The 24,429-nt window shown below is 67.5% G+C and carries 23 protein-coding genes; 15 read left to right on the top strand and 8 right to left on the bottom strand.

The window, feature by feature from the left end; genetic code table 11:
* Positions 1-55 precede the first annotated feature (55 nt).
* From AC1RM6_RS12365 to AC1RM6_RS12355, 3 genes are all read left to right on the top strand, one after another.
* A complete protein-coding gene (locus tag AC1RM6_RS12365; protein WP_493101543.1) occupies positions 56-718 on the top strand; it encodes a UPF0149 family protein in 663 nt (220 codons plus the stop codon).
* Between the two features lie 102 nt (positions 719-820).
* On the top strand, positions 821-1,108 hold the full coding sequence (locus AC1RM6_RS12360) for a ribbon-helix-helix domain-containing protein (protein ID WP_493101541.1): 288 nt from the start codon (positions 821-823) through the stop codon (positions 1,106-1,108).
* The gene (locus AC1RM6_RS12355; protein WP_493101577.1) at positions 1,081-1,398 is read left to right on the top strand and encodes a type II toxin-antitoxin system RelE/ParE family toxin; all 318 of its coding nucleotides are present in this window, start codon (positions 1,081-1,083) and stop codon (positions 1,396-1,398) included. The genes AC1RM6_RS12360 and AC1RM6_RS12355 overlap by 28 nt, the downstream gene beginning before the upstream one ends.
* Positions 1,399-1,447: 49 nt before the next feature.
* Here the strand turns inward: AC1RM6_RS12355 and AC1RM6_RS12350 are convergent, their stop codons facing one another.
* Positions 1,448-2,350: an AraC family transcriptional regulator gene (locus tag AC1RM6_RS12350; protein ID WP_493101539.1), complete on the bottom strand. Its 903-nt coding sequence runs from the start codon at positions 2,348-2,350 to the stop codon at positions 1,448-1,450.
* 218 nt (positions 2,351-2,568) lie between these two features.
* Positions 2,569-3,192 carry a TetR/AcrR family transcriptional regulator gene (locus AC1RM6_RS12345; protein WP_493101537.1) on the bottom strand — a complete coding sequence of 208 codons (624 nt, stop codon included), beginning with the start codon at positions 3,190-3,192 and terminating at the stop codon, positions 2,569-2,571.
* A 224-nt stretch (positions 3,193-3,416) separates the two neighbouring features.
* Between AC1RM6_RS12345 and AC1RM6_RS12340 the strand changes: the two genes are divergently transcribed.
* From AC1RM6_RS12340 to AC1RM6_RS12325, 4 genes are all read left to right on the top strand, one after another.
* Entirely contained in the window at positions 3,417-3,752 is a 336-nt protein-coding gene (locus tag AC1RM6_RS12340) for a hypothetical protein (RefSeq protein ID WP_493101536.1), read from the top strand.
* A gap of 19 nt (positions 3,753-3,771) precedes the next feature.
* Entirely contained in the window at positions 3,772-5,043 is a 1,272-nt protein-coding gene (locus AC1RM6_RS12335) for an efflux RND transporter periplasmic adaptor subunit (RefSeq protein ID WP_493101535.1), read from the top strand.
* Positions 5,044-5,242: 199 nt separating this feature from the next.
* Positions 5,243-8,419, top strand: coding sequence for an efflux RND transporter permease subunit (locus AC1RM6_RS12330; RefSeq protein WP_493101533.1), 3,177 nt, complete (start codon positions 5,243-5,245; stop codon positions 8,417-8,419).
* A 13-nt stretch (positions 8,420-8,432) separates the two neighbouring features.
* Complete coding sequence (locus AC1RM6_RS12325) at positions 8,433-9,872, top strand: efflux transporter outer membrane subunit (RefSeq protein WP_493101531.1); 1,440 nt, start codon at positions 8,433-8,435, stop codon at positions 9,870-9,872.
* 156 nt (positions 9,873-10,028) lie between these two features.
* On the opposite strand, the gene AC1RM6_RS12320 is transcribed toward AC1RM6_RS12325, so the two are convergent.
* The 6 genes from AC1RM6_RS12320 to AC1RM6_RS12295 form a co-directional block, all read right to left on the bottom strand.
* Entirely contained in the window at positions 10,029-10,490 is a 462-nt protein-coding gene (locus AC1RM6_RS12320) for an SRPBCC family protein (RefSeq protein WP_493101529.1), read from the bottom strand.
* The gene (locus tag AC1RM6_RS12315; protein WP_493101527.1) at positions 10,490-11,776 is read right to left on the bottom strand and encodes an RNA polymerase sigma factor; all 1,287 of its coding nucleotides are present in this window, start codon (positions 11,774-11,776) and stop codon (positions 10,490-10,492) included. Before AC1RM6_RS12315 ends, AC1RM6_RS12320 begins: the two co-directional genes overlap by 1 nt.
* Entirely contained in the window at positions 11,773-12,159 is a 387-nt protein-coding gene (locus AC1RM6_RS12310; protein ID WP_493101525.1) for a YciI family protein, read from the bottom strand. Before AC1RM6_RS12310 ends, AC1RM6_RS12315 begins: the two co-directional genes overlap by 4 nt.
* Before the next feature lie 139 nt (positions 12,160-12,298).
* Positions 12,299-12,604 carry a GIY-YIG nuclease family protein gene (locus AC1RM6_RS12305; RefSeq protein WP_493101523.1) on the bottom strand — a complete coding sequence of 102 codons (306 nt, stop codon included), beginning with the start codon at positions 12,602-12,604 and terminating at the stop codon, positions 12,299-12,301.
* A 71-nt stretch (positions 12,605-12,675) separates the two neighbouring features.
* Entirely contained in the window at positions 12,676-13,266 is a 591-nt protein-coding gene (locus AC1RM6_RS12300) for an outer membrane protein (protein ID WP_493101521.1), read from the bottom strand.
* Positions 13,267-13,334: 68 nt separating this feature from the next.
* The gene (locus tag AC1RM6_RS12295) at positions 13,335-14,042 is read right to left on the bottom strand and encodes a TetR/AcrR family transcriptional regulator (protein ID WP_493101519.1); all 708 of its coding nucleotides are present in this window, start codon (positions 14,040-14,042) and stop codon (positions 13,335-13,337) included.
* Positions 14,043-14,259: 217 nt separating this feature from the next.
* Between AC1RM6_RS12295 and AC1RM6_RS12290 the strand changes: the two genes are divergently transcribed.
* The 8 genes from AC1RM6_RS12290 (at position 14,260) to AC1RM6_RS12255 (ending at position 24,138) form a co-directional block, all read left to right on the top strand.
* On the top strand, positions 14,260-15,474 hold the full coding sequence (locus AC1RM6_RS12290) for a CaiB/BaiF CoA transferase family protein (RefSeq protein WP_493101517.1): 1,215 nt from the start codon (positions 14,260-14,262) through the stop codon (positions 15,472-15,474).
* A gap of 23 nt (positions 15,475-15,497) precedes the next feature.
* Complete coding sequence (locus AC1RM6_RS12285; protein WP_493101515.1) at positions 15,498-16,703, top strand: thiolase family protein; 1,206 nt, start codon at positions 15,498-15,500, stop codon at positions 16,701-16,703.
* A gap of 1 nt (position 16,704) precedes the next feature.
* Positions 16,705-17,166: a Zn-ribbon domain-containing OB-fold protein gene (locus AC1RM6_RS12280; protein ID WP_493101514.1), complete on the top strand. Its 462-nt coding sequence runs from the start codon at positions 16,705-16,707 to the stop codon at positions 17,164-17,166.
* Positions 17,163-18,347: an amidohydrolase family protein gene (locus tag AC1RM6_RS12275; protein WP_493101512.1), complete on the top strand. Its 1,185-nt coding sequence runs from the start codon at positions 17,163-17,165 to the stop codon at positions 18,345-18,347. Before AC1RM6_RS12280 ends, AC1RM6_RS12275 begins: the two co-directional genes overlap by 4 nt.
* A 58-nt stretch (positions 18,348-18,405) precedes the next feature.
* A complete protein-coding gene (locus AC1RM6_RS12270) occupies positions 18,406-19,410 on the top strand; it encodes a phytanoyl-CoA dioxygenase family protein (protein ID WP_493101510.1) in 1,005 nt (334 codons plus the stop codon).
* Between the two features lie 53 nt (positions 19,411-19,463).
* Positions 19,464-20,366 (top strand): fumarylacetoacetate hydrolase family protein, encoded by a 903-nt coding sequence (locus AC1RM6_RS12265; protein ID WP_493101508.1) that lies wholly within the window; start codon positions 19,464-19,466, stop codon positions 20,364-20,366.
* Positions 20,367-20,373: 7 nt separating this feature from the next.
* Positions 20,374-21,708, top strand: coding sequence for an NtaA/DmoA family FMN-dependent monooxygenase (locus AC1RM6_RS12260; protein ID WP_493101506.1), 1,335 nt, complete (start codon positions 20,374-20,376; stop codon positions 21,706-21,708).
* 267 nt (positions 21,709-21,975) lie between these two features.
* The gene (locus AC1RM6_RS12255; RefSeq protein ID WP_493101504.1) at positions 21,976-24,138 is read left to right on the top strand and encodes a malate synthase G; all 2,163 of its coding nucleotides are present in this window, start codon (positions 21,976-21,978) and stop codon (positions 24,136-24,138) included.
* The last annotated feature ends 291 nt before the right edge of the window (positions 24,139-24,429 follow it).

Raw genomic sequence — 24,429 nt, 5'->3', positions numbered from 1 at the left:
TTGGATAAGCTTGCATCGGCCCCGGCCCCATCACCCAAGACGGACCTCCCCTTTCATGCGCAATATCCCCTCCCGCTTCCGCCGCCTCGACGAGATTCTCGCCGATCTTCCATTCGAGGATTCGATGCTGGTGTCCGAGCTCGACGGCTATCTCACCGGCGTCGCGATCTGCCCGGAACCGATGACGCCCGACGAATGGCTCCCGCCGGTCTGGGGCGGCGGCTATGGGGAGCCCGCGCCCTTCGAAGACCCGATCGACGCCCAGCTGATCGCCGACATGGTGGTCGCGCGTCACGCCGAGATCGTCCGCGACCTGCGCCGCGGCAAGCCCCAGCCGATCTTCGACGTCGACCGCAATGGCGATATCCTCTGGGAGATATGGATCGAGGGCTTCGAGCAGGCGATGGAGCTGCGACCGGACAGCTGGTCGGCGATCGCCGAAAGCGAGGACGAGGACGCCATGATCGCCCTGGCACATCTGCTGACGCTGGTGGCGGTCGCGGCCGACGACACCACGTTCGACAGCATGCAGATCAACGAGTTGAGCGGCAATGCCCATCGGATCATTCCCCCGCAGATCATCGCGCTCCACGCCTGGCGCGCGCGGCATGTCGACGAGCCGTCACCGCCGGCCGCCGGCCCCGCCAAGGTCGGCCGCAACGATCCCTGCCCCTGCGGGTCGGGCAAGAAGCATAAACGCTGCTGCGGGGCGAATTGACCCAGCTGTTACGATCGGCAGCATCACGCCCGCATCATCAACCGCGCGTGACAATCGCGACTATATGTGATCAAATATGATTTATGATGCAGAGAGCGTGCCATGTCGAAGATTGAACGTATGACCATCACCATGCCCTCCGACATGGCAACACTGCTTAAGGACGCCGTGGCAGAGGGAGACTATGCCTCGACCAGCGAAGTGATCCGGGAAGCGATTCGCGAGTGGAAAGCGCGTCGCAATGTCCAGGTTCAGGAGTTGGCGACGCTCAGATCCGACATCGCCAAAGGCATGGCCGATCTCGAAGCCGGGCGCGTCCGCGATTTCAATGTCAATGACATCATCGAGAGGGGGAAAAGGATATTAGCGGCTCGCGCTCCCTCCGCCTGACCGATACGGCGGAAGCCGACCTCGCCGAAATCTGGACCTATCTGGCTATCGAAGCATCCGAGGAAATCGCCTCGGATTTGGTGGGCGCGATTCAACGGACGTTCCAGCGATTGCTGGATTTTCCGCTGTCCGGTCCCACGCGCGAGCAACTCGGGCAAGGCCTGCGAGCCATTTTTCATGGCTCCTATGTCGCCTATTATCGCGTCAACATCGAAGAAATCGTGATCGTGAGGGTTCTCCACGGAGCTCGCGACAACGCGGCCGTCGCCGAACGCGGGGGTTTCTCGTGAATCCCGCTGATCGATGGACGAAGTGCGCGACACGCGACCGCGTGCCATCTCAGGCGACCAGCGCGTAGCCCGGCTCCGCCCGCAACCGCGTCGCATCCCTGAGCGGGGGCGCGCCGAACACCCGGCTATAGTCGCGGCTGAACTGCGAGGGGCTCTCATAGCCGACCCGGAACCCCGCCTCGGCGGCGTCGATCGCCTCGGCGACCATCAGCCGGCGCGCCTCGGCGAGGCGCATCTGGGTGCGATATTGCAGCGGGCTCATCCGGGTCACCGCCTTGAAATGCTGGTGGAACGACGAATGGCTCATCCCCGCATGGGCTGCCAGTTCGTCGATGCTGAGCGGATTGCTGAAATTCGCCTTGATCCACGCGATGGCGCGGCTGATCTGTTTCAACCGGCTTTCGCTCGCGGCGATATGGCGCACCATCGCCCCCTGTTCCCCGGTCAGCAGCCGATAGAGGATCTCGCGTTCGGCGAGCGGCGCCAGAACCGCCGCATCCTCGGGCTCGTCGAGCAGCCGCAGCAGCCGCACACAGGCATCGAGCAGCCCCGGAGTCGCCCGGCTCAGCACCAGGCCCGGTGGCGTGTTCGCGCCGATGCGCGGATCGACATCGCGCTCCAGCATCAGTTCGGACAGCACCGGCAGGTTGAGCTCGATCTTCATCCCCAGATAGGGGCGATCGGCGGTCGCCTCGATCACATTGCCCACGCAGGGCAGGTCGACCGAGACCACCAGATAGGTGTTGGCGTCATAGATATAACGCTGCCCACCGACCATCGCCTGCTTGCTGCCCTGCGCAACGACGCACAGCGCCGGCTCGCACAGGCCCGGCAAGGGCTCGGTCGGCGCCGAGGATCGGGAAATGCCGAGGCGCGGCAACGCGGTGTGGAAAAAGCCTTCCTGCGGGGTGTGGCGCGCGATCAGCGCGCAGAGTTCGGCGTGAGTCGTCATGATCTGGTTTTCCCATGGGCCCGGTCGCGCGACAAGCATAGGCGCCCGGTTTTGGAGGATCGTGCAATCATCCCGGACAGATGGGCTACCGCATATATGCCGCGCTGCGGCATATAACATCCACCGCGGCTCCCCAGCCGCTCCACCCCATCACCCGGAGAAACAGGATGCGCGAGCTTGTCACGCCGATCGCCGACGCCCGGCTTGTGGGAGGCGTCTCAGGCCCTGATGCGGGCCTTCACATGCGCGTCGATCAGCGCATCGGCGCTCGCGGCCATCGCCGCGGCCGGCCCCTGGCTGCCGAAGATATGATGGCTGGCCATCGCGCCCTCGATCAGCAGGGTGATGCCGTCGGCCAGCACCTCGGGGTCGCAGATGTCCATGCGGCGGGTCACCTCGACCAGCCGGCTGCGGACCTCGGCCTTGCACCCCTCAAGGACGGCGCGGCCCGGATGGCCCGGCTCCGGAATCTCCACCGCGGTATTGCTCATCGGGCAGCCGCGGAAATCGGGACTGGCGATCTTGTCGGTGTAGAGCCGCACCACCGCGCGCAGCTGGTCGAGCGGGCACTCGCAGGAGGCGATCGCGGCGTCGAGATCGAACAGTCCCTCGCGCCCGCTCTCGGTCAGGCAGGCGGCGACCAGATCGTCCTTCGACGCGAAGGCGCGGTACAGACTCGGCTTTGTAACACCGGCCTGGCACACGATCTCGTCGACGCCGACCGCCCTGATTCCCCGGTGATAGAACAGGTCCCGCGCCGTCTCGAAAACGCGCATTGCCGCGGTTTTCTTGATGGAGCAGCTTCCTTCTTCACCCGGCACAATCTTTTGTTTCGCGACCACTCAGACAATCCCGTCCTTCAAACTTGACAGGATATGTAACAGATCGGTACGGGGAGGACAAGAGACGTACCGGTCAGTCACATTTCTGATCGAGTCGTACAGGGAAAGCGAACATTCGGGAGGCCAAGATGGCTTATCTCTCATTTGAACCGTGGCACGCACAGGGCACCGCCACACAGGTTGCATCGCCGATCGACTTGACGATCGGCGCCACGGCCACGCCGATGGACTTGAGCATCGGCGCGACCGCATCGGACGTCGCCCGTTTCTCGGGCGTCGAGCTGCGCGTGATCGATCTCGCCAAGCGGATCGACGCGACGCGCGAGATCGCGCCGCAGGGCCGCCTCGGGCGCTTCCTCGGCGGCGCGTTCGGCTTCCGTTTCGGCGGGCCGCTCGCCGATCGCCGGCTCGAAACGCTGCGCCGTTTCGCCTCGAAGGTCAGCCATCATGGCGACGAGGTCGCCGATGCCGACCTCCAGTCGCTGGTCGAGGCGGGCTACTCCGCGGGCCAAGCCTATGGATTGCTGGACTATCTGTCGACGCGCCAGCGCGCCGCTTAAGCTTATCAGGGTGAGTTACATGTATCAGAGCAACATCGAATCCGACGGCGAGCCCCAGGATCAGGGCGTCGAACAGCCGTCCTGGCAGGCGCGCCGCCGCAAGGCGGCGTGGATGGCGCTGCCGGTCGCGGGCCTGCTCGCCTTCGGCGCCTATAATTTCATCGGCGGCAAGGCGCAGGCCGACGCCCCGCAGATCCCGACCGTCACCGTCAGTCAGCCGATCGTCCGCCATATCGCCGAATGGGACGATTATGTCGGCCGGTTCGAGGCGAGCCAGGCAGTCGAGATCCGGCCGCGCGTGTCGGGTGCGCTCGATGCGATCCACTTCAAGGATGGCGACATCGTCCGCAAGGGCCAGTTGCTGTTCACGATCGATCCCCGCCCCTTCACCGCGGCGCTCGCCGAGGCGAAGGCGCGTGAAAACAGCGCCGCCACCGCGCTGGCGCTGGCCAAGACCGAACTCGCCCGCGCCAACCGGCTGATCGCCGACCAGGCGGTGAGCCAGGAGGAGATCGACAATCTGCGCGCGACCGTCCAGTCGGCCGCGGCATCGGTCGCCGCCGCCCGGGCGCAGGTCCGGGTCCGCGCGCTCGACGTCGAATTCACCCAGGTCCGCTCGCCGGTCACCGGCCGGGTCTCCGATCGCCGCGTCGACATCGGCAATCTCGTCTCGGGCGAGGGCGCCTCGTCGGCGACGATCCTGACCACGGTCAACGCGCTCGATCCGATCTATTTCGCGTTCGACGGATCGGAGGCGCTCTACCTCAAGCAGCTTCGCGAGAAGCAGGCCAAGGGCGGCACCGTCGAAGTCCGCCTGCAGGACGAGACCGCCTATAAGTGGAAGGGCAAGGTCGACTTCACCGACAATGCGCTGGGCAATGGTTCGGGCACGATCCGCGGCCGCGCGGTGATCGCCAACCCGGCTTATTTCCTGACCCCCGGCATGTTCGGCAATATGCGGATGGGCGCCGGCGCACCGCATGACGCGATGCTCGTCCCCGATGCCGCGGTGCAGACCGACCAGGCGCGCAAGACCGTGCTGGTGGTCGATCCCAAGGACGACACCGTCTCGGCCAAGCCGGTCGAGGTCGGGCCGCTGGTCGACGGCCTGCGGGTGATCCGCTCGGGCCTCGACCGCAAGGACCGGGTTATCATCTCGGGCGTCCAATATGCCCAGCCCGGCGGCAAGGTGCTCACCACCAAGGGCAGGATCGAGGGGACGCCGGCCACCGCCGTCGCCGCCGCGACCCCGCCCGCCAGCTCGCAGGCGACGATCGCCGGCGCGCACTGATTATGTTGGGGATGGCGCGGACGCGCTGAAGACTATCTGCCCCCAGGCTGGTGGGGGCAGATAGCCGGCCGCCGCATCACCCTCTGAAGACCAAACACCCGCCGATCGCACGGCGGCCGACGTCCCCGCTTCGACCCGCCCAGGGTCCGGGGTGCGGCGGCCGTTCGCGTCCCTCGTCGATGCAAACAGGGAAAGTCCCATGCGTCTGAGTCACATCTTCATCGAACGGCCGATCTTCGCCGGCGTGATCGCGGTGATCATCACGATCGTCGGCGCGCTCGCCTTTTTCGGCCTGCCGATCTCGCAATATCCCGATGTCGTGCCGCCGACGGTCACCGTCAGCGCCACCTATCCGGGCGCCTCGTCCGAAACCGTCGCCGACACCGTCGCCTCGCCGCTCGAGCAGGAGATCAACGGCGTCGACAACATGCTCTACATGTCGAGCCAGTCGACCGGCGACGGCAAGACCGTCATCACCGTCACCTTCAAGCTCGGCACCGATCTCGACCAGGCCCAGGTGCTGGTCCAGAACCGGGTCGCGCTCGCCGAACCGCGGCTGCCCGAGGAGGTCCGCCGCCAGGGCGTGGTGACCCGCAAGACGTCGCCCGACTTCCTGCTCGTCGCCAATCTGATCTCCCCCGACAGCTCGCTCGACCGCGCTTATATCTCGAACTACGCGCTCACCCAGATGCAGGACCGTCTCGCCCGCATCGACGGCGTCGGCGAGGTCCGCATGTTCGGCGCGCGCAACTATGCGATGCGCGTCTGGATCGATCCGGGCCGCGCGGCCGCACGCAACATGACCGCCGGCGAGATCGTCGAGGCGCTGCGCGCGCAGAACGTCCAGGTCGCCTCGGGCGGGATCGGCAAGCCCGACGAGACCGTCGGCACCGGCGCCTTCGAATATAACGTCGAAACCCAGGGCCGCCTCGTCAGCCCCGACCAGTTCGCCAATATCGTCATCAAGAGCGATGCCGAGGGTCATCTGACCCGGCTGTCGGACGTCGCCCGCGTCGATCTCGGCGCCGAGGATTACAGCATCAACACCTATCTGAGCGGCAAGGAGTCGCTCGGCATCGCGATCTTCCAGCGCCCGGGCTCGAACGCGCTCGGCGCCGCCGACGCGGTCCTCAAGGAACTCGACGCGATGTCGAAGAAGTTCCCGAAGGGGCTCGAATACAAGGTCATCTACAACCCGACCCAGTTCATCAGCGAGTCGGTCAACGCCGTCCAGCACACCCTGCTCGAGGCGGTGGTGCTGGTGGTGATCGTGATCCTCGTCTTCCTCCAGAGCTGGCGCGCAGCGATCATCCCGGTGATCGCGATTCCCGTGTCGCTGATCGGCACCTTCGCGGTGCTGGCGGGCTTCGGCTATTCGCTCAACAACCTGTCGCTGTTCGGGCTGGTGCTCGCGATCGGCATCGTCGTCGACGACGCGATCGTCGTGGTCGAGAATGTCGAACGCAATCTCGAACATGGCATGACCCCGCGCCAGGCCGCGCACCGGTCGATGGACGAGGTGTCGACCGCGCTCGTCGCGATCGTGCTGGTGCTGTGCGCGGTGTTCATCCCGACGATGTTCCTCACCGGCCTCACCGGCGAATTCTACCGCCAGTTCGCGGTGACGATCTCGTCGGCGACGATCATCTCGCTGATCCTCTCGCTCACCCTCTCGCCCGCGCTCGCCGCCCTGCTGCTGCGTCCGAAGGCCGAGGAAGAGCCCGAAGGCCGCTGGAAGCGCATGGCCTATATCGGCGGCAAGCGCTTCAACGCCGGTTTCGACAAGCTCAGTACCTTCTACGCCAACACCACCCGCAAGACGCTCGCACGGCCCAAGATCATGCTGTTCGGCTATGCCGGCCTGATCGCGCTCACCGTGCTGGTGTTCGGGGCGACCCCGGTCGGCTTCGTGCCGGCGCAGGATCAGGGCTATGCGCTGGCGGCGACCTTCACCCCGCCGGGCACCTCGCTCCAGCAGACCGACGCCACCCTGCGCAAGATCTCGACCGAGATGCTCAAGATCCCCGGCGTCGAGGGCGCGGTGATGCTCGCGGGCTTCCACGGGCCGTCACAGACCTCGGCCCCCAATGCCGCGGCCGCCTATGTCGTGTTCCAGCCGTTCGAGGAACGCGCCAAGCATGGCTATACCGAGGCCTCGATCATGGGCGAGATGCGCAAGATCGCCGCGAAATACGACCAGGCGCAGGTGTTCGTGCTGCCGCCGCCGCTGATCCGCGGCATCGGTTCGGGTGGCGGCTTCAAGCTGATGGTCCAGGATCGCGCCGGCAAGGGCTTCGACCAGCTCAACCAGACCAGCTGGGGGCTGATCGGCCAGGCCAACAAGGATCCCAACCTCACCCGCGTCTATACGCTGTTCGACAACAAGACCCCGCGGATCTTCGCCGATATCGATCGCGCCAAGTCCGACATGATCGGGGTCCCGCCGAGCCGCGTGTTCGAAGCGCTCCAGGTCTATCTGGGTTCGGCCTATGTCAACGACTTCAACCTGCTGGGGCGCACCTTCCGGGTGACCGCGCAGGCCGACCATGAGTTCCGCGACAACGCCGCCGACGTCGCCCAGCTCAAGACCCGCTCGAACTCGGGCCAGATGGTGCCGATCGGCGCGGTCGCGACCTTCCAGAACAAGACCGGCCCCTATCGCGTCACCCGCTACAACCTCTACCCCGCGGTCGAGGTCGAGGGCGAGACCGCACCCGGCCACTCGACCGGCCAGGCGCTCGCCGCGGTCGACAAGCTGGTCGATCAGCTCCCCGCGGGCTTCGCCGGCGAATGGACCGACATCGCCTATCAGCAGAAGCTGGCCGGCAATGCCGCGATGATCGTCTTCGGTGCGGCGGTGCTGTTCGTGTTCCTGGTGCTCGCGGCGCAGTTCGAAAGCCTGATGCTGCCGCTGGCGATCATCCTGATCGTGCCGATGACGCTGCTCGCGGCGATGACCGGCGTGAACCTGCGCGGCATGGACAACAACATCCTCACCCAGATCGGCCTCGTCGTGCTGATCGGCCTCGCCGCGAAGAACGCGATCCTGATCGTCGAATTCGCCAAGCAGGCCGAAGAGGAAGGGCTGAGCCCGGTCGAGGCCGCGATCCGTGCGGCCCAGAGCCGGCTGCGGCCGATCCTGATGACCTCGTTCGCCTTCATCCTCGGCGTCGTGCCGCTGGTGATCGCGTCGGGCCCGGGCTCGGAACTCCGCCAGGCGCTCGGCACCGCGGTGTTCTCGGGCATGCTCGGGGTCACCTTCTTCGGGCTGGTGTTCACGCCGACCTTCTACGTCGCCTGCCGCGCGCTGTCCGACCGCTTCGCCGCCCGGCGTCGCGGCGGCGCCGCCGACCCCGCCCTTCTCCCTGCAGAATAAGGGACGATATGCCATGAAAGCCTTTCGCAACTCGATCCTCGGCTTCGCCAGCCTCCTGACCCTCGCGGCCTGCGCGGGCGGGGTCGGCCCCGACTATGCCCGCCCGCAGACCGCGAGCTCCGCCGCCCAGGCCTTCATCGGCACCGCCAGCGCGCCGGTCACCGCTGAAGCCCCCAACGACAGCTGGTGGCAGCTCTACCAGGATCCGGTCCTCGACCGGCTCGTCGCCGACGCGCTGGCCGCCAATAAGGACCTCGCGGTCGCCCAGGCCAATCTCGCCAAGGCGCGCGCGGTGCTGCGCGAGAGCCGTTCGGACCGGCTGCCGCAGACCCAGATCGGCGCCGGCGCCACCTATGGCCGCCTGCCCGAGGGCCAGCGGCCGGCCGGCGCCAAGCGCGAGGACTGGAGCTACGACGCGGGTCTCTCGATCTCCTATGAGGTCGATCTGTTCGGCCGGGTTAGCCGCTCGATCGAGGCGTCGCGCGCCGATGCCGACGCCGCCGCAGCCTCGCTCGACGTCGCCCGGGTCGCGGTCGCCGCCGAGACCGCGCGGGCCTATGCCGACGCCTCGTCGGCGGCCGAACGGCTGACGGTGGCGCAGCACACCGTCGACCTGCTCGACCAGACCGTCAGCCTCACCGCCAAGCGGTTCGAGGTCGGCCGCACCTCGCGGCTCGACGTCGCCCGTTCGACCGCGCTGCGCGAACAGCAGCGCGCCACCCTCTCCCCGCTTCGCGCCCAGCGCGACGCGGCGCTCTTCCGCCTGGCGACCCTGACCGGGCGGACTCCGGCCGACCTTCCCCCAGAGGTCGGCCAGCGCGCGACCACGCTCAGACTGGACCGCCCTATCCCGGTCGGCGACGGTCGCGCGCTTCTCTCCCGCAGGCCCGATGTGCGCCAGGCCGAACGGCGGCTCGCCGCCGAGACCGCGCGCATCGGCGTCGCCACCGCCGATCTCTATCCGAAGATCACCCTGGGCGGCTCGGTCGGCTCGACCGGCCCCTCGCTCGGCGACATGTTCGGCGGGGGGCCGCTGCGCTGGCTGCTCGGCCCGCTGCTCAGCTGGAACTTCCCCAACCAGGAGGCCGGCCGCGCCCGCATCGCCCAGGCCGACGCCACCGCCAAGGCCGCGCTCGCGACCTTCGACGGCACCGTCCTGACCGCGCTCCAGGAAACCGAGACCGCGCTGTCGGTGTACCAGCACGCGATCGAACGCCGCGAGGCGCTGCGCGCGGCGGTGACCGAGGCCCGCACCGCCTCGACCATCACCACCGCCCAGCTCCGCGAAGGCCGCGCCGACTTCCTGACCGTCCTCGACGCCGAGCGGACCCTGGCCAATGCCGAGGCCGACCTCGCTCTGTCCGACGCCCAGGTGACGACGGCGCAGGTCGACCTGTTCCGCGCGCTCGGCGGCGGCTGGCAGACCAAGGGCGTCGAGGTCGCGGCGCGGTAAACTTCTTCTTAGCCCCTCCCTTTCAAGGGAGGGGTTGGGGTGGGTGGCGAGCGCAGCGAGCCTTCCTACGGTTCCGCATAAGCGAAAACCAGAGGCATCGAGCCTCTGGTTTTCGCACCCCACCCCAACCCCTCCCCTAAAGGGTAGGGGCTATATTTAGAGTCCCTTCACCAGCGCCTCGAGCTGATCCGCGCACATCCCCCACCCGACATGAAACCCCATCGCCTCATGCTGCTGCTTGTCCTCGACGGTCCAGTGGCGCGCGGTCGCGGTGTAGCGGGTCTTGCCGTCCTCATCGGCAAAGGTCAGGATCACCGTCATGAACGGCTTCGCCGCCGGCTCCCACGCCCTGGTATAGGCGTCGGTGAACACCAACCGCTCGTTCGGCACCACCTCGAGATAGACGCCGCTATTGGGCATGTCCTGCCCCTCGGGCGATCGCATCGTGATGATATTCGCCCCGCCCGGCCGCACGTCGAGTTCGGCAGAAGGCGTCGTCCAGGGCAGCGGCGCGAACCACTGCTTCAACAGATCGGCCTCGGTCCAGGCGCGATAGAGTGTCGCGCGCGGGGCGTCGATCAGGCGGGTCAGCACCAGGTCGCGGCTGTCGTCGGTCATTATCGGTCTCCTCTATCTTCCACATCGCAAGGACGCACAGCGTCGCCATGATCCGACAGCCGGTCGATCTGCCGGCGGATATAATCGGCCTCGGCGACCGATCCCGCCAGCCCGATCGCCCGGGTGAAGGCCTCGCGCGCATCGGCGGCGCGGCCCAGCTGATCGAGGAAGGCGCCGCGCGCGCCATGATAATAGAAATAGCCGTCGAGCCGGTCGCCGAGCGGCTCGATCAGCGCCAGCGCCGCTTCGGGTCCCGCCACCTTGCCATGCGCGACCGCGCGGTTGAGGGTGATCACCGGCGACGGCTGCATGACCTCGAGCGTCGCATAGAGCCGGGCGATTCCCGCCCAGTCGGTTTCCGCCGCCACCTTCGCCCGGGCATGGAGCGCGGCGATCGCGGCCTGCACCTGATAGGGCCCCGGCCGGCGGTGGCGCATCGCCTTGTCGAGCAGCGCCAGCCCCTCGGCGATCGCCTTGCCGTCCCAGCGGCTACGCTCCTGCGCGTCGAGCAGCACCGCCGCGCCGGCCGCGTCGAGCCGCGCCTCGCGCCGGCTGTGCTGGAGCAGCATCACCGCGACCAGCCCCAGCAGCTCGGGCTCGGCCGGGAATATCCGTAGCAGCAGCCGGCCCAGCCGGATCGCCTCGACCGCCAGCGCGCCGCGCGCATCGGCGCCCTCGCCGGTCGCCGAATAGCCCTCGTTGAACACCAGATAGACCATCGCCATCACCGTCCCCAGCCGCTCGGCGCGCTCGACCGGCCCGGGCGTCTCGAACGGCACCTGCGCGTCGGCGATCCGCGCCTTGGCGCGGGTGATGCGCTGCTCCATCGCCTTGTCGCCGACCAGGAAGGCGCGCGCGATCTGCGCGACGCTCAGCCCCGACACGATCCTGAGCGCCAGCGCGATCACCGCGGTCGCGGGCAGGTCGGGATGGCAGCAGACGAACAGCAGCCGCAATATGTCGTCGCGATATTGGCCGCCGTCGAGCCGGTCGGCCATCGCCGCTTCCTGGTCGTCGAGATCGGACAGCCCCGCCTCGTCGGACAGCGGATCGTTGCGGGCCGTGCGGCGGATCGCGTCGATCCCGCTGTTGCGCCCGACCAGGATCAGCCAGGCCGCGGGATCGCGCGGCGGCCCCTGCTCGGGCCAGCGGGTCAGCGCGCGCAGGCTGGCCTCCTGATAGGCCTCCTCGGCGGTGTCGAGATCGCGGAAATAGCGCAGCAGCGCCGCCATCGCCCGGGGCCGCGCCGAGGCGATCGCCGCGTCGATCCAGGCGAGATCGGTCATGTCGCCGGCGTCTCGCCCGCGGCGGACCCGGGGTTGAAGACCATCAGCGGCCGCACCTCATGCGCCCCCGCCGATCCGCTCGCCCGCCCCAGATCCTGCGCGACCGCGATCGCCGCGTCGAGGCTGTCGCAGTCGACGACATAGAAACCGAGCAGCTGCTCCTTGGTCTCGGCGAACGGCCCGTCGAGGACCATCGCGTCGGTGCCCTTGCGCACCGTCGTCGCCGCACTCGTCGGCATCAGCCGCGCCACCGGCCCCAGCCGCCCCTGCGCCGCCAGCCCCGCCTGCACCGCCCCCAGCCGCGCCATCACCTCGGTCTCCTTGGCCTCGCTCCAGGCACCGACGACCTCCTCATTGTCGTAGCAGAGGATCGCGTAGAGCATGTTCGGTCTCCCTTGGGGCATGGCGCTGCCCCGAGGACGTGGCGGGGACGGCGCATCCTACATCGCAAAAGCGACGGGACGCGAAAAGTGCCACGCGCCCTCCTCCGTCATGCTGAACTTGATTCAGCATCCAGACGCGCTACGGTTTCGGATCGAATCCCAGGCTGATCGCCAGGTCTTCCCAGAATGGATTGGTTTCCTCGATCAGGCTGGCCTTCCAGTCCCGCCGCCATGCCTTGATCTGTTTCTCGCGGGCGATCGCCGTCGGCATGTCCTCGAACATCTCGAAATGGACGAGGCGGTGCACGCCATATCTTTTGGTGAAGCCTTCGACGACGCCTTCCCTGTGCTGGTAGATTCGCCCGATCAGGTCGCTGGTCACCCCGGTGTAGATCGTGCCGTAGCGACCGCTGGCGAGGATATAGACGCAGGGTTGGCGTTCCATGAGCACCGTTGCGTGTCTGGATGCTGAATCAAGTTCAGCATGACGGCAAGTATAAGCGACGTCCAGTTACCTCAAAACCGCAACCCCATCCCAACCAGCAACTGGTCCGCCGCGTACCGGCGCGAATAGTCGTCGTGCCGATATTCGGCGCGCACCGAAATATGGTCGGTCGCGGCATATTCGGCGCCGCCGCCGAGTTGCAGGCCGCCATGCCATTGCGGCTTCACCGGCGCGAACACCAGGATCGTCGGACCGCCATAGACCTCCTCGCTGCGCTCCGCCGCATAGCCGGCCCGGCCATAGACCAGCGTCTTCGGCGTCGCGAGGATGCCGGCCCGCGCCGAAACCGCATAGCCCCAGCGCGGATCGACGCCGTTGCTGGTGCCCTTGCCGTCATTCGCGATGATCCGGCCAGCGCCGCCTGCGATCTCGGCCTGCATGCCGAGCACCACCCTGTCGATCGCCACGTCGAAGCCCGCGAAAGCCCCATAGGCGAAGTCGGTCTTGTCCTTGTCCAGCGACACGCCGGCGATATCGGCTGACGTCGATCGGCCGGCCGCGCCGATCTGGATTCCGATAAATGGCCCGGAAAAGGGCGCAGCCTCGACGGCCGCCACCGGTGCGGCAATAACGATCGCGAACAGCAGGATCTTCTCGACCATATCGTCCTCCTCTTGTCTTGAGGAAGGACGGACTCGCGGGCGCCGAACCTTGACCCGTCCCAAACCCCTCAGCCGCGCGCCGGCCCCTTATAGCTTTCCGGCCACGGGACCGGCGCTTCGATCCGCGCCGGCGTCCGCACCGCGCGCAGCACGAAGTTGACGTAGAAGGCGCTGAGCTCGTCGCGCGAGATGATTCCCGCGGCGTCGATCGTCGCCCGGTCGTCGTGCAGAAACCAGTCGGCGGCGGTGTTGAGCATCCGGATGATCGTCGACAGCGTCAGGAAGACATTGATGTCGGCGCTGAAAGAGCCGTCGGCGATGCCCTGCTCGAGCAGCGCGCGCCAGACCAGATAATGGCGGCGGCGTGCGGTCACGATATAATCGAGATCGGGATTGCGGCGGAAATAGCCGCGCTCCTGATGCAGGATGGCATGGACCTCCTGGTCGGTCGTCCGTTCCTCGACGTCGAAGAAGATCAGCGCCACCAGCTTGGTCTCGGGATCGGCATCGCGCTGCTGGATCTCCTCGGCGCCATCGCGGAGCCGATAGACCACGTCGCGCACCGTCTCGTGGAGCATCTCCTCCTTGTTGGCGAAATGATAATAGAGGCTGCCCGCGAGCAGCCCGACATCGTCGGCGATCTGGCGCACCGTCGTCGACTCGAAACCCGACGCGGCGAAGCGCCGCCGCGCGGCGTGGAGGATGCGCTGCCGCCGGTCGCTGCCCTTTTCGGTCGGCGCGGCCGGCTGGGGTCCGCGCTTGGGCTTGGCGGTCATCGGCCGGCCCTGCGGCGTGACGGGTCGCGGCTGCCGGTCGAACGAAGGTTGTGGGGCCTGGTCATCGCCCGACTTCTATCGCCGCAGGCCGCCTGCGCCAACCGATTGTGTCGCCGAAATCGGCACCGCCCGAGAAACCGCTTGCCATAAAAATCTAACGCTTGTTAGATAAGTCGAACGACAGACGTCGACATCCTCGAAAAGGGGCAGGAGCAGGATGAAAGAGGTATTTTCCGGGGTTCGAATCATCGAACTGGCGCAATATGTGTTCGTGCCCGCCGCGGGCGCGCTGCTCGCCGATCATGGCGCCGAGGTCATCCATGTCGAGACGGTCGACAGCGGCGATCCCTATCGCGCGCTGAAAATCGGCGACGGCCGCGAGACCGGCTCGGCCAATCTCTCGCTCGAACAGAATAACCGCGGCAAGAAGTCGATCGCGATCGATCTGAAGACCGAGGCGGGCCGCGAGGTGCTGCTCCGCCTGGTCGACACCGCCGACGTCTTCCTGACCAGCCTGCGCCCCAAGGCGATCCGCGGCCTGCGGCTGACCCCCGAGGATCTTCAGGCGCGCAACCCCAGGCTCATCTATGTCCGCGGCAACGGCTATGGCTTCAGGGGCAGCGAGACCGACAAGGCCGGCTATGACGCGACCGCCTTCTGGGCGCGCGGCGGCTTCGCCCATGCGCTGCGGCCGGTGGGCATGATCGAACCGCTCAAGCCACGTCCCGCGCTCGGCGACCATATCAGCGGCATCTCGGTCGCTTACGGGATCGCCGGCGCGCTGTTCAAGCGGGCGATGACCGGCGAGGCCGCGATCGTCGACGTGTCGCTGCTGTCGACCGCGGTCTGGGCGCTCTCGGCCGATGTCGTCGTCAGCCAGACCCAGACCCCCGACCAGCACGCCCATGTCGGCAATCCGCTGCGCGCGCCGCTGCGCTATCCCTACCGCACCGCCGACGATCGCTTCATCCAGCTGATGTTCCTCGATCCCGACCGCTACTGGCCGGCGCTCTGCCACCATATCGGCCGCACCGACCTGTTGCAGGATGCGCGCTTCGTCACCGATCGCGGCCGCGCCGACGAGGGCGCCGCGCTGATCGCCGAGATCCAGGCGACGATCGGCGCGCGCGACTGGAGCGAATGGCAGCCCGTCTTCGACGCATGGGACGCGCCATGGGAGCTGGTGCGCACGATCCACGACGTCGCGGTCGATCCGCAGGTCGAGGCCAATGGGCTGCTGTTCGAGGTCGCGGTCCAGGACGGCACCCGGGTGAAGCTCGCCGCGGGCCCGGTCGGCTTCGACGGCCGCTACGCGCCGGCGTCGCCGGTGCGGGCGCCGCTGCTCGGCGAACATACCGGCCCATTGCTCGCCGACGCCGGCTTTTCGACCGACGAGATCGCCGGGCTCCGGCAGAGCGCCGTGGTCCGCTGATGGCGCGATCGCGCTCCGCTGCGATGCCTGGGGCGGACGCGACGCTCGCCCGCACGGCGGCGATCGTCGGGATCGGCGAAACCGATCACCCGGCGCTCTACCGCGCCGCGCGCGACAAGGCGCCCGGCTTCGAACCCGCGACCCCCGAGAGCCTCGCCGCGACCGCGTTCGAGCGTGCGCTGGCCGATGGCGGACTCGCGCGGCGCGACATCGACGGCATCTCGGTCTCGCTGATCTATGGCGGCCCGTCGCCCGACGCGCTGTGCGCCGAACTCGGCATCGACCCGCATTATCGGGTGACCGCATCGGGGCTGATGGCCGGCCCGCTGCCGATCGTCTGCGCCGCGATCGCCGAAGGCAAGGCCGAGACGGTGGCGATGGTCTATGCCGCCGCCTCGCGCAGCATCGGCCGCCAATATGGCGGCGCCACCTATGCGGGCGACCAGGCCGGCGCGGGGACGCCGGCCTCCTATTATTATCATCATCCCTGGGGGTGGAGCAGCCAGGCGGCGCACTGGGCGCTGGTCGCGCGGCGCTATCTCGACCTCTACGGCTATGACGAGGCCGATCTCGGCGCGGTGGCGATCCAGCTGCGCCGCAACGCGATCGCCAGTCCGCACGCGATCATGACGACGCCGATGTCGGTCGAGGATTATCGCGCGTCGCGCCATATCGTCCGGCCGCTGCACCTGTTCGACATGTGCCTGGTCAATGACGGCGCGGTCTGCCTGATCGTCAGCCGCGCCGACAAGGCGCGCGGCGGCGCCCGGACGCCGGTCGATATCGCCGGCTGGGGCGAGGCCAAGGCGACCGGCGGCACCTTCCACAGCCTGGTGCGCGAGCGGCTGGCGCAGCCGTTGCGCGACGCCGGCGCGCAGGCGCTCGCCATGGCCGAGCTCGACCTGTCGGCGATCGGCCATTTCGAGGGCTATGACCCCGCCTCGATCCATCTCGTCAACCAGATCGAGGGCTATGGCTTCGTCGAACCCGGCGCCGGGCTGCGCGCGTTCGGCGACGGCGAACTGGCGGTCGGCGGCCGCCTGCCGGTCAATGTCGGCGGCGGCATGATGTCGGGCAGCTATATGCACGGCTGGAACCTCGTCACCGAGGCGGTGCGCCAGCTGCGCCACGAGGCCGGCGACCGGCAGGTCGCGGGCCTTCGCGCCTCGATGGTCTCGGTGGCGCAGACCGACCAGGCCCACCCCCTGATCCTGACGCGGGGCAGCTGACATGGCCGAACGACGTCCCGATCGCACGCTCGGCCCCGGCCACGACATCTTCTGGGAGGGCTGTAACCGCGCGCTGCTGCGACTGCCGCGCTGCACCGCCTGCGCGACCCTGATGTGGCCAATCGCCGCCGCCTGCGCGACCTGCGGCAACGAAGACTTCATCTGGGAGACGCTGTCCGGCCAGGGGACGATCTTCAGCTGGTGCAGCTTCGAGCGCGATTATTTTCAGGGCCTGTTGCCGATCCCGTGGGAGACGATCCTCGTCGAGCTCGCCGAGGGTCCGCTGTTCCTCAGCAATCCCAGCGGCATGACATCGGCCGACCTGCGCATCGGGCTGCCGGTGCGGGTCGCCTTTCTCGACTGCGAGGACGGGGCCGGCGCCTTCAGGCTGCCGGTGTTCGAGGCCGACCTCGATGCCACCGCCCCCTTATCCGAACCCCACCCCAAGGAGCCGATATCATGACCGTGATGGACAAGGTCGATGCCAATCGCGCGATCGAGGCGGCGCCGCGCGTCGCCGATTATGTCGTGGACGCCGACGTCCACGTCACCCCGCCGCCGACAATGTGGAAGGACTATCTGTCGCCGCAATTTCGCGACCAGGCGCCGACCGTCGAGACCGTCGGCGACGTCGACTATATCGTCTTCGAAGGGCAGCGAAAACAGGTCCACCTGATGCAGAGCCAGGCCGGCCGCAAGACCGACCAATATAAGAATGTCGGCAAATTCTCCGAGATGCGGCTCGGCGGCTGGCAGGCCGAAAAGCGCCTCGAGGACATGGACCGCGACGGCATGGACAAGGCGGTGCTGTTCGGCGGCGGCCCGCTGCAGACCGGCAATCTCGACCTGTTCTTCGACAGCTTCGACGCGTTCAACCGCTGGCAGTCGGACTTTTGCAGCCATGATCGCAAACGGCTCTTCTCGGCGGCGTTCCTGCCGACGGTCGACGTCCCGACGACGGTGCGGATGATGCACGAGGCCAAGGCGCGCGGCGACGTCGCGGTGAACATCCCGGCCTTCCCCCAGTCGATCCGCAACTTCGACCGGATGAGCTCGATCTGGCAGGCGATGACCGGCGATGCCGGCGGCGATCGCCAGTATCGCGACCCCGAATTCGATCCGATCTGGGCGACCGCGCAGGATCTCGACCTGGCGATCACCTTCCATCTCGGCGCGCGCATCTCGCGCTACAAGGACAAGACCAACTTCCTCCCCGACATCCCGATGGGCAAGACCGCGATGCTCGAGGTGGTGAGCATCATGCTCTATGGCGGGGTGTTCGATCGCTTCCCGAAGCTGCGCATCGGCCTGATCGAAAGCGGCGTCGGCTGGATCCCCTGGGCCTGCGAATATATGGACCGCACCTGGGAGATGCAGCGCCACTGGACCGAATGCGCGATCAAGCATCCGCCGAGCCATTATTTCGACCAGAATGTCTATGCGTCGTTCATTTCGGACCGGATCGGCGTCGAGCTGCGCCACAAGCCGGGCGGCCGCAACATCATGTGGTCGTCCGATTATCCGCATGCCGAGACGACCTTCCCGCACAGCCATCAGGTGATCGCCGACAATTTCCAGGGCGTGCCGACCGCCGAGCGCGACTGGATCATCGCCGGCTGCGCCGAGCAGTTTTTCGGGATCTGACGCCGCGCCCGGCGCGACCGGGCAGCCATCGGACACGCCCAACGAGGGTAGAATGACAATGAGCATCGACGAACTTCCGGACTCGAGCCCCCTGCTCGCCGACCCCGACCTATTGCGCGCGCGGTGGCGCGACGACGGCGTCCTGTTCTTCCGCAACGCGGTCGGCCCGTCGGCGGTCGCCGCGGTCCGCGACGAATATCTCGCGCGGCTCAAGGAACTGGGCGTCGTCGATCGCGACGCGGCCGATCCGGTCTGGAACGGCCATGACCGGCTCGACGGCGGCCTTGCCCGGCCGATCGGCGACGATGTCTGGCGGACGCTGGTCGCCGACCCGTCGCTCGACCGGCTGGTCCGCATCTTTCTGGGCGAGGCGCCGATCTGGCTGCCGATCGTCGTCCACCGCACCGCGCCGCCGGCGGCCGCCGGCACCGACCCGCAGCCCTTCGCCGCGCGCCACCAGGACGGCATCTACAATTACGGGATCGACTTCATCACCTGCTGGATCCCGCTGATGGACATCGACGACATGGTCGGCGGGCTCGCGGTGGCGCCGGGGTCGCACAAGGCCAGCCTCTATCCCCCCGATGTCTTCAAGGATCCGAACCGGCGGGTCGGCATTCCCGAAGGCGCGATCCCCGACAGCGCGTGGCGCCGCCCCGATTACAAGGCGGGCGATCTGCTGATGTTCCACAGCATGACCGCGCATGCCGGCTTGCCCAACCGCTCGGACCGCTTGCGGCTGTCGATGGACATACGCTTCCTGCCCGCTTCGGCGGCGCCGGTCGTCGGGCAGGTGGCCGCCGCGGATGAGACCCAGGTCACGCTGACGACGTCGTCCGGCGAACCGGTCGCCTTCGTCATCGACGACCGCACCATCGTCCGCGGGCCGAAGGGCCATCCTGTCACCGGCCCGGATCGCGACCGCATCCTGTTTGCCGGCGCCGACATCATCGTCATGCCCGACGCCGACGGCCATGCCCAACTGATCCGGTCGGTCTCCCGCCAATATGTCGACCTGCCCGCCGCCTGGTACGAGACGCTGCCCGCCAACTGGGTGAGCTGACGATGGCACGGCGATGACGCCTGGACTCCTCTTGCCGAAAAAGGCCGATCCCCATGAAAATCTGTCGATATGAAGACTCGGCCGGCGGCCCGATCAAACTCGGCTTGGTCGAGGGCGACATGGTCTACGACGTCAGCGCGGCGGCCGATCATCTGCCGGTGCAGCGCTGGCCCTACCCGCCCGGCGACCTGTTCTTCACCCATCTCGACGCGCTGCGGCCGATCATGGCCGACCTCGCCCGCAGCGCCGATCCGGTGCCGATCGACCGGGTCGGGCTGAAGTCGCCGGTCGCCAATCCGGGCAAGTTCCTGTGCGGCGCCGGCAACCACCGGATCGTCCTCGAAAAGGGCGGCCATCCGCGCGACCTCGGCCTGCTGTTCAAGATGACGAGCGCCGCCGCCGGCCCGTCGGACGGGGTGACGCTGCGCTGGCCCGACCGCGTCACCTTCCACGAGATCGAACTGGCGATCGTCATCGGCCGGCAGGGCACCCTGATTTCGGCCGACGCGGCGCTCGACCATGTCGCCGGCTATGCGATCGGCCTCGACATGACGATGCAGGGCAAGGAATTTCCGAGCTTCGGCAAGTCGTTCGACAGCTATGGCGTGATCGGCCCCTGGCTGGTCACCGCCGACGAGATCCCCGACCCGACCGACCTCGGCTTCGACCTTCACGTCAACGGCGCGCTGCGCACGCAGGACAACGTCGCCAGCTTCGTGCTCGGCGTCCGCGAACTGATCGAGCATGTGTCGTCGATCATGACCCTGCATCCGGGCGACGTGATCTTTTCGGGCACCCCGCCCGCCAGCGTCGGGCCGGTGACCCCGGGCGACGTCATGGTCGCCCGCTTCGACGCGATCGGCGCGATGACCGTCGCGGTCCACGCCGGCGCACCGGGGGCGCAACCCAGCTACCCGCGCGATGCCGGGTCGATCATCACGCGATCTGAAGGATGAAGGCGAAATGAGCAGCACCAAGCGACAGATGAAGCTCGGCGGCTTTTGCGGCGGCAGCTACCATCAGGCCGGGTGGCGGCACCCCGACGCCGATACCGATTTCGCGCCGAGCATCGCGCGCTGGGTCGAGCTCGCGCGCAAGCTCGAGGCGGCCAAGTTCGACATGATCTTCGTCGCCGACACCGCATCGCCGAGCAATGCCGCCAACCCCGACGTCTTCCGCTATCTCAGCGCCGGCGACAATCTCGAGCCGATGACCCTGCTCGCGGCGATCTCGCAGCACACCACCCATCTCGGCCTCGCCGGCACGATCGCGACATCCTATCGCCCGCCCTATGACGTGGCGCGCGAGATATTGTCGCTCGACGTGATCAGCGGCGGACGGGTCGGGTGGAACATCGTCACCGGCATCTCGCCCGACGATGCCGCCCAATATGCCGATCAGAGCTTCGTGCCCCAGGAGCAACGCTATGCCCGCGGCGAGGAATTCGTCGATGTGGTGTTGAAGCTGTGGGCCGCGCTCGAACCCGGCGCCTATCCGCGCGACAAGCAGGGCGGGGTCTACAAGGACATCGACAGGATCCGGATGATCGACCATGTCGGCCAATATTACCGCGTGCGTGGGCCGCTGAAGGGCGTCGCCTCGCCGCAGCAGCGGCCGCTGCTGATCCAGGCCGGCCAGTCCCCCGAGGGGCGGACGATGGCGTCGCGCGTCGCCGAGGCCGTCTTCACCGCGCAATCGACCTTCGCGCAGGCGAAGGAATTTCGCGACGATATCCGCGCCCGCGCCGCCGCCTGGGGACGCGACCCCGACCATGTCAAGGTCATGCCCGGCGCGCTGATCGTCGTCGGCGAAAGCCGGCAGGAGGCCCAGGACAAATGGGCCGAACTCGAGGGGCTGATCGATCTGCGCGCCGCGATGGCGTCGCTGCAGCTCGCGCTGAAATCCTATGATCTGAGCGGCCATGATCTCGACGCGCCCTTCCCCGACGTGCCGCCGGAATCGGTGATCAGCCGCGGACGCCATCATGTCGAAGCCGCGAAGAAGGAAGGGCTGACCTTGCGCCAGGTGCTGATCCGCTCGTCGGCGTCGAACGCGCATTCGTCGATCATCGGCACCGTCACCGACGTCGCCGACCAGCTCCAGCACTGGTTCGAAGACGGCGCCTGCGACGGCTTCAACTTCATGCCGGCGGTCAACACGATCTCGCTCGACGCGGTGATCGACAAGGTGGTGCCCGAACTGCGCCGGCGCGGGCTGTTCCGGACCGAATATGAAGGCCGCACCCTGCGCGAGAATCTCGGCATCCCCGCGGCGCCGCTTCCTCTGTCGACATGCTAGGCGATTCGCACATGTCGATGGCGCGGGCCTTCTTCATCTCGTCATCCCGGACGTGATCCGATGGGCGCGAACTTAGCCGTGACGGCGCTTCTTCTGCCCCTCTCCCGCTCTTCGCGGGAGAGGCCGGGTGAGGGTCTTCTTCTTCTGCCTCCTGCGCGGCGGGGAAGAAAAAGCAGAAGAAGACCCTCATCCAAACCTTCTCCCGCAGGCGGGAGAAGGCTTCAGAAGAGTAGTTCAAGGAAGATGCGTGCATCTTGCTCTGTCGAAATGAGGACGACCGTTTTGGAGAATGTCGACATATCCGCGCCCGATCCTGCGGCGGCAACCCATGATCATCGCGATCGCGCCGGCTTGAAGGTCGCCCGGGTGCTCGCCGACTTCATCGAGCGGCAGGTTCTGCCGGGCACCGGCATCGTCGCCGACCGCTTCTGGCCGGGCGTGGCCGAAATCTTCGCCCGCTTCGCACCGGACAACGCCGCGCTGCTGGCGGTGCGCGCCGATCTCCAGGCGAAAATCGACGCCTGGCATGTCGCCCGCGCCGGTCAGCCGGTCGACAGCACCGCCTATCACGCCTTTCTCCGCACGATCTCCTATCTCGTTGACGAACCCGAACGGTTCGCCATAGCGACGCGCAATGTCGATCCCGAGATCGCGACGCTCGCGGGGCCGCAGCTCGTCGTGCCGATGCTCAACGCCCGCTTCCTCCTCAACGCCGCCAATGCGCGCTGGGGCAGCCTCTACGACGCGCTGTACGGGACCGACGCCATCGCCGGCCGTCCCGCCGGACCGGACTATGATCCCGCGCGCGGCCGCGACGTGATCCGATGGGCCAAGGCGTTCCTCGACCGCGCGGTGCCGCTCGCCCATGGCCCCTGGTCGGCCTGGAGGGGCGACGCGCCCCAACTCGCCGACCCGGCCCAGCTCGTCGGGCGGCGCGGTGACGGCTATCTGTTGCGCCACCACGGCCTGCACATCGAGCTGGTGATCGACCGCGCGCATCCGGTCGGGCGGAACGATCCTGCCGGCCTCGCCGACATCCTGCTCGAATCGGCGCTGACGACGATCGCCGATCTGGAGGATTCGATCGCCGCGGTGGACGCCGACGACAAGGTCGCCGCTTATGCCAACTGGCTCGGGCTGATGAAGGGCGATCTCAGCGCCACCTTCGACAAGGACGGCCGCACGCTGACCCGCCGCCTGGCCGAAAACCGTCCTTATGTCGCGACCGACGGCCGCCCGCTCGAGCTGCCGGGACGGAGTCTCATGTTCGTGCGCAATGTCGGCCATCTGATGACGACGCCGGCGATCCTGCTGCCGAACGGGGATCAGGCGCCCGAGGGCGTTCTCGATGCGATCGTCACCAGCCTGATCGCGCTGCACGATCTGCGCGGGGCCAACCGCGCCGGCAACAGCCGCACCGGTTCGATCTATATCGTCAAACCCAAGATGCACGGCCCCGACGAGGTCGCCTTCAGCAACCGGCTGTTCGATGCGGTCGAGGATCTGCTCGGCCTGGCGCGCCACAGCATCAAGATCGGGATCATGGACGAGGAGCGGCGGACCTCCGCCAACCTCACCGCCTGCATCCACGCCGTGAAAGATCGGATCGTCTTCATCAACACCGGATTTCTCGATCGCACGGGGGACGAGATCCACACGTCGATGCGGGCCGGGCCGATGATCCGCAAAAGTGAGATGAAGAATGCGCGCTGGCTCGCCGCCTATGAGGATCGCAATGTCCAGATCGGCCTCGCCTGCGGCCTCGCCGGCAGGGCGCAGATCGGCAAGGGCATGTGGGCCGCGCCCGATCGCATGGCCGACATGCTCGACCAGAAAATCGCCCACCCCCGCGCGGGCGCCAGCACCGCATGGGTGCCCAGCCCGACCGCGGCCACGCTCCACGCCACCCATTATCACGACGTCGACATCGTCGCCCGCCAGGCCGAGCGCACGAGCGAACCGGTGGCGCCGCTGGCCGAACTGCTCACCTTGCCGTTGGCGCACGGCCAAGACTCGACGCCGCAGGAGATCGCCGACGAGCTCGACAACAACGCCCAGGGATTGTTGGGCTATGTCGTCCGCTGGATCGACCAGGGGGTCGGCTGTTCGAAGGTTCCCGACATCCACGACGTCGGGCTGATGGAGGATCGCGCGACGCTCCGCATATCGTCGCAGCATATCGCCAACTGGCTGCTGCACGGCGTCGCCTCGCTGGCGGAGGTCGAGCGCGCCCTGCTGAACATGGCGCGCAAGGTCGATCGGCAGAATGCAGCCGATCCTTCCTATCGACCGCTCGCCGACCCGCACAGCCTCGCCTTCGCCGCGGCGCGGGCGCTGGTGCTCGAAGCGACCACCCAACCAAATGGGTACGCCGAACCGCTACTGCACAGATTTCGGAGCCTGGCCAAGCGCCGGGAGGATCGCGGGTGAAGCGCTAGGCGGCGATCCCGCCGCACCGCTGCGCTTCGGGTCGGGGCATGACAGCGGAAAAATCGGCGCTTCGAACTTTCCAAACATTTGTTTGTTATTGACTCGCCCGCTACGGCCACGCAATCTCAGCCCCGCAAAGACGAACCGAAGGCCATTCGGTCGCGCGCGACAGGCGGCAATTTTGGAGAGGAAGGACCGGGCGGCAGGCCCCGGGTCGGAATGACAGCGTCAACCATCCCGCGCCCCCGGGGCGCGGCAAGAACCATCACCAAAAAACACAAGGGGAGGTTA

The organism is Rhizorhabdus sp. GW822-FHT03C02, from assembly GCF_058801765.1.
The sequence above is the reverse complement of the archived record's forward strand: the minus strand, read 5'-3'. Positions and strand labels throughout refer to the sequence as shown.

What these genes read in the sequence shown, in the direction of transcription:
- AC1RM6_RS12325 (WP_493101531.1), top strand. Translation starts at nt 8,433, where the DNA reads ATGAAAGCCTTTCGCAACTCGATCCTCGGCTTCGCCAGCCTCCTGACC.
- AC1RM6_RS12280 (WP_493101514.1), top strand. Translation starts at nt 16,705, where the DNA reads ATGGCCGAACGACGTCCCGATCGCACGCTCGGCCCCGGCCACGACATC.
- AC1RM6_RS12310 (WP_493101525.1), bottom strand. Translation starts at nt 12,159, where the DNA reads ATGCTCTACGCGATCCTCTGCTACGACAATGAGGAGGTCGTCGGTGCC.
- AC1RM6_RS12300 (WP_493101521.1), bottom strand. Translation starts at nt 13,266, where the DNA reads ATGGTCGAGAAGATCCTGCTGTTCGCGATCGTTATTGCCGCACCGGTG.
- AC1RM6_RS12270 (WP_493101510.1), top strand. Translation starts at nt 18,406, where the DNA reads ATGAGCATCGACGAACTTCCGGACTCGAGCCCCCTGCTCGCCGACCCC.
- AC1RM6_RS12285 (WP_493101515.1), top strand. Translation starts at nt 15,498, where the DNA reads ATGCCTGGGGCGGACGCGACGCTCGCCCGCACGGCGGCGATCGTCGGG.
- AC1RM6_RS12305 (WP_493101523.1), bottom strand. Translation starts at nt 12,604, where the DNA reads ATGGAACGCCAACCCTGCGTCTATATCCTCGCCAGCGGTCGCTACGGC.
- AC1RM6_RS12340 (WP_493101536.1), top strand. Translation starts at nt 3,417, where the DNA reads ATGGACTTGAGCATCGGCGCGACCGCATCGGACGTCGCCCGTTTCTCG.
- AC1RM6_RS12330 (WP_493101533.1), top strand. Translation starts at nt 5,243, where the DNA reads ATGCGTCTGAGTCACATCTTCATCGAACGGCCGATCTTCGCCGGCGTG.
- AC1RM6_RS12320 (WP_493101529.1), bottom strand. Translation starts at nt 10,490, where the DNA reads ATGACCGACGACAGCCGCGACCTGGTGCTGACCCGCCTGATCGACGCC.
- AC1RM6_RS12265 (WP_493101508.1), top strand. Translation starts at nt 19,464, where the DNA reads ATGAAAATCTGTCGATATGAAGACTCGGCCGGCGGCCCGATCAAACTC.
- AC1RM6_RS12260 (WP_493101506.1), top strand. Translation starts at nt 20,374, where the DNA reads ATGAGCAGCACCAAGCGACAGATGAAGCTCGGCGGCTTTTGCGGCGGC.
- AC1RM6_RS12275 (WP_493101512.1), top strand. Translation starts at nt 17,163, where the DNA reads ATGACCGTGATGGACAAGGTCGATGCCAATCGCGCGATCGAGGCGGCG.
- AC1RM6_RS12350 (WP_493101539.1), bottom strand. Translation starts at nt 2,350, where the DNA reads ATGACGACTCACGCCGAACTCTGCGCGCTGATCGCGCGCCACACCCCG.
- AC1RM6_RS12335 (WP_493101535.1), top strand. Translation starts at nt 3,772, where the DNA reads ATGTATCAGAGCAACATCGAATCCGACGGCGAGCCCCAGGATCAGGGC.
- AC1RM6_RS12365 (WP_493101543.1), top strand. Translation starts at nt 56, where the DNA reads ATGCGCAATATCCCCTCCCGCTTCCGCCGCCTCGACGAGATTCTCGCC.
- AC1RM6_RS12315 (WP_493101527.1), bottom strand. Translation starts at nt 11,776, where the DNA reads ATGACCGATCTCGCCTGGATCGACGCGGCGATCGCCTCGGCGCGGCCC.
- AC1RM6_RS12290 (WP_493101517.1), top strand. Translation starts at nt 14,260, where the DNA reads ATGAAAGAGGTATTTTCCGGGGTTCGAATCATCGAACTGGCGCAATAT.
- AC1RM6_RS12255 (WP_493101504.1), top strand. Translation starts at nt 21,976, where the DNA reads ATGAGGACGACCGTTTTGGAGAATGTCGACATATCCGCGCCCGATCCT.
- AC1RM6_RS12360 (WP_493101541.1), top strand. Translation starts at nt 821, where the DNA reads ATGTCGAAGATTGAACGTATGACCATCACCATGCCCTCCGACATGGCA.
- AC1RM6_RS12295 (WP_493101519.1), bottom strand. Translation starts at nt 14,042, where the DNA reads ATGACCGCCAAGCCCAAGCGCGGACCCCAGCCGGCCGCGCCGACCGAA.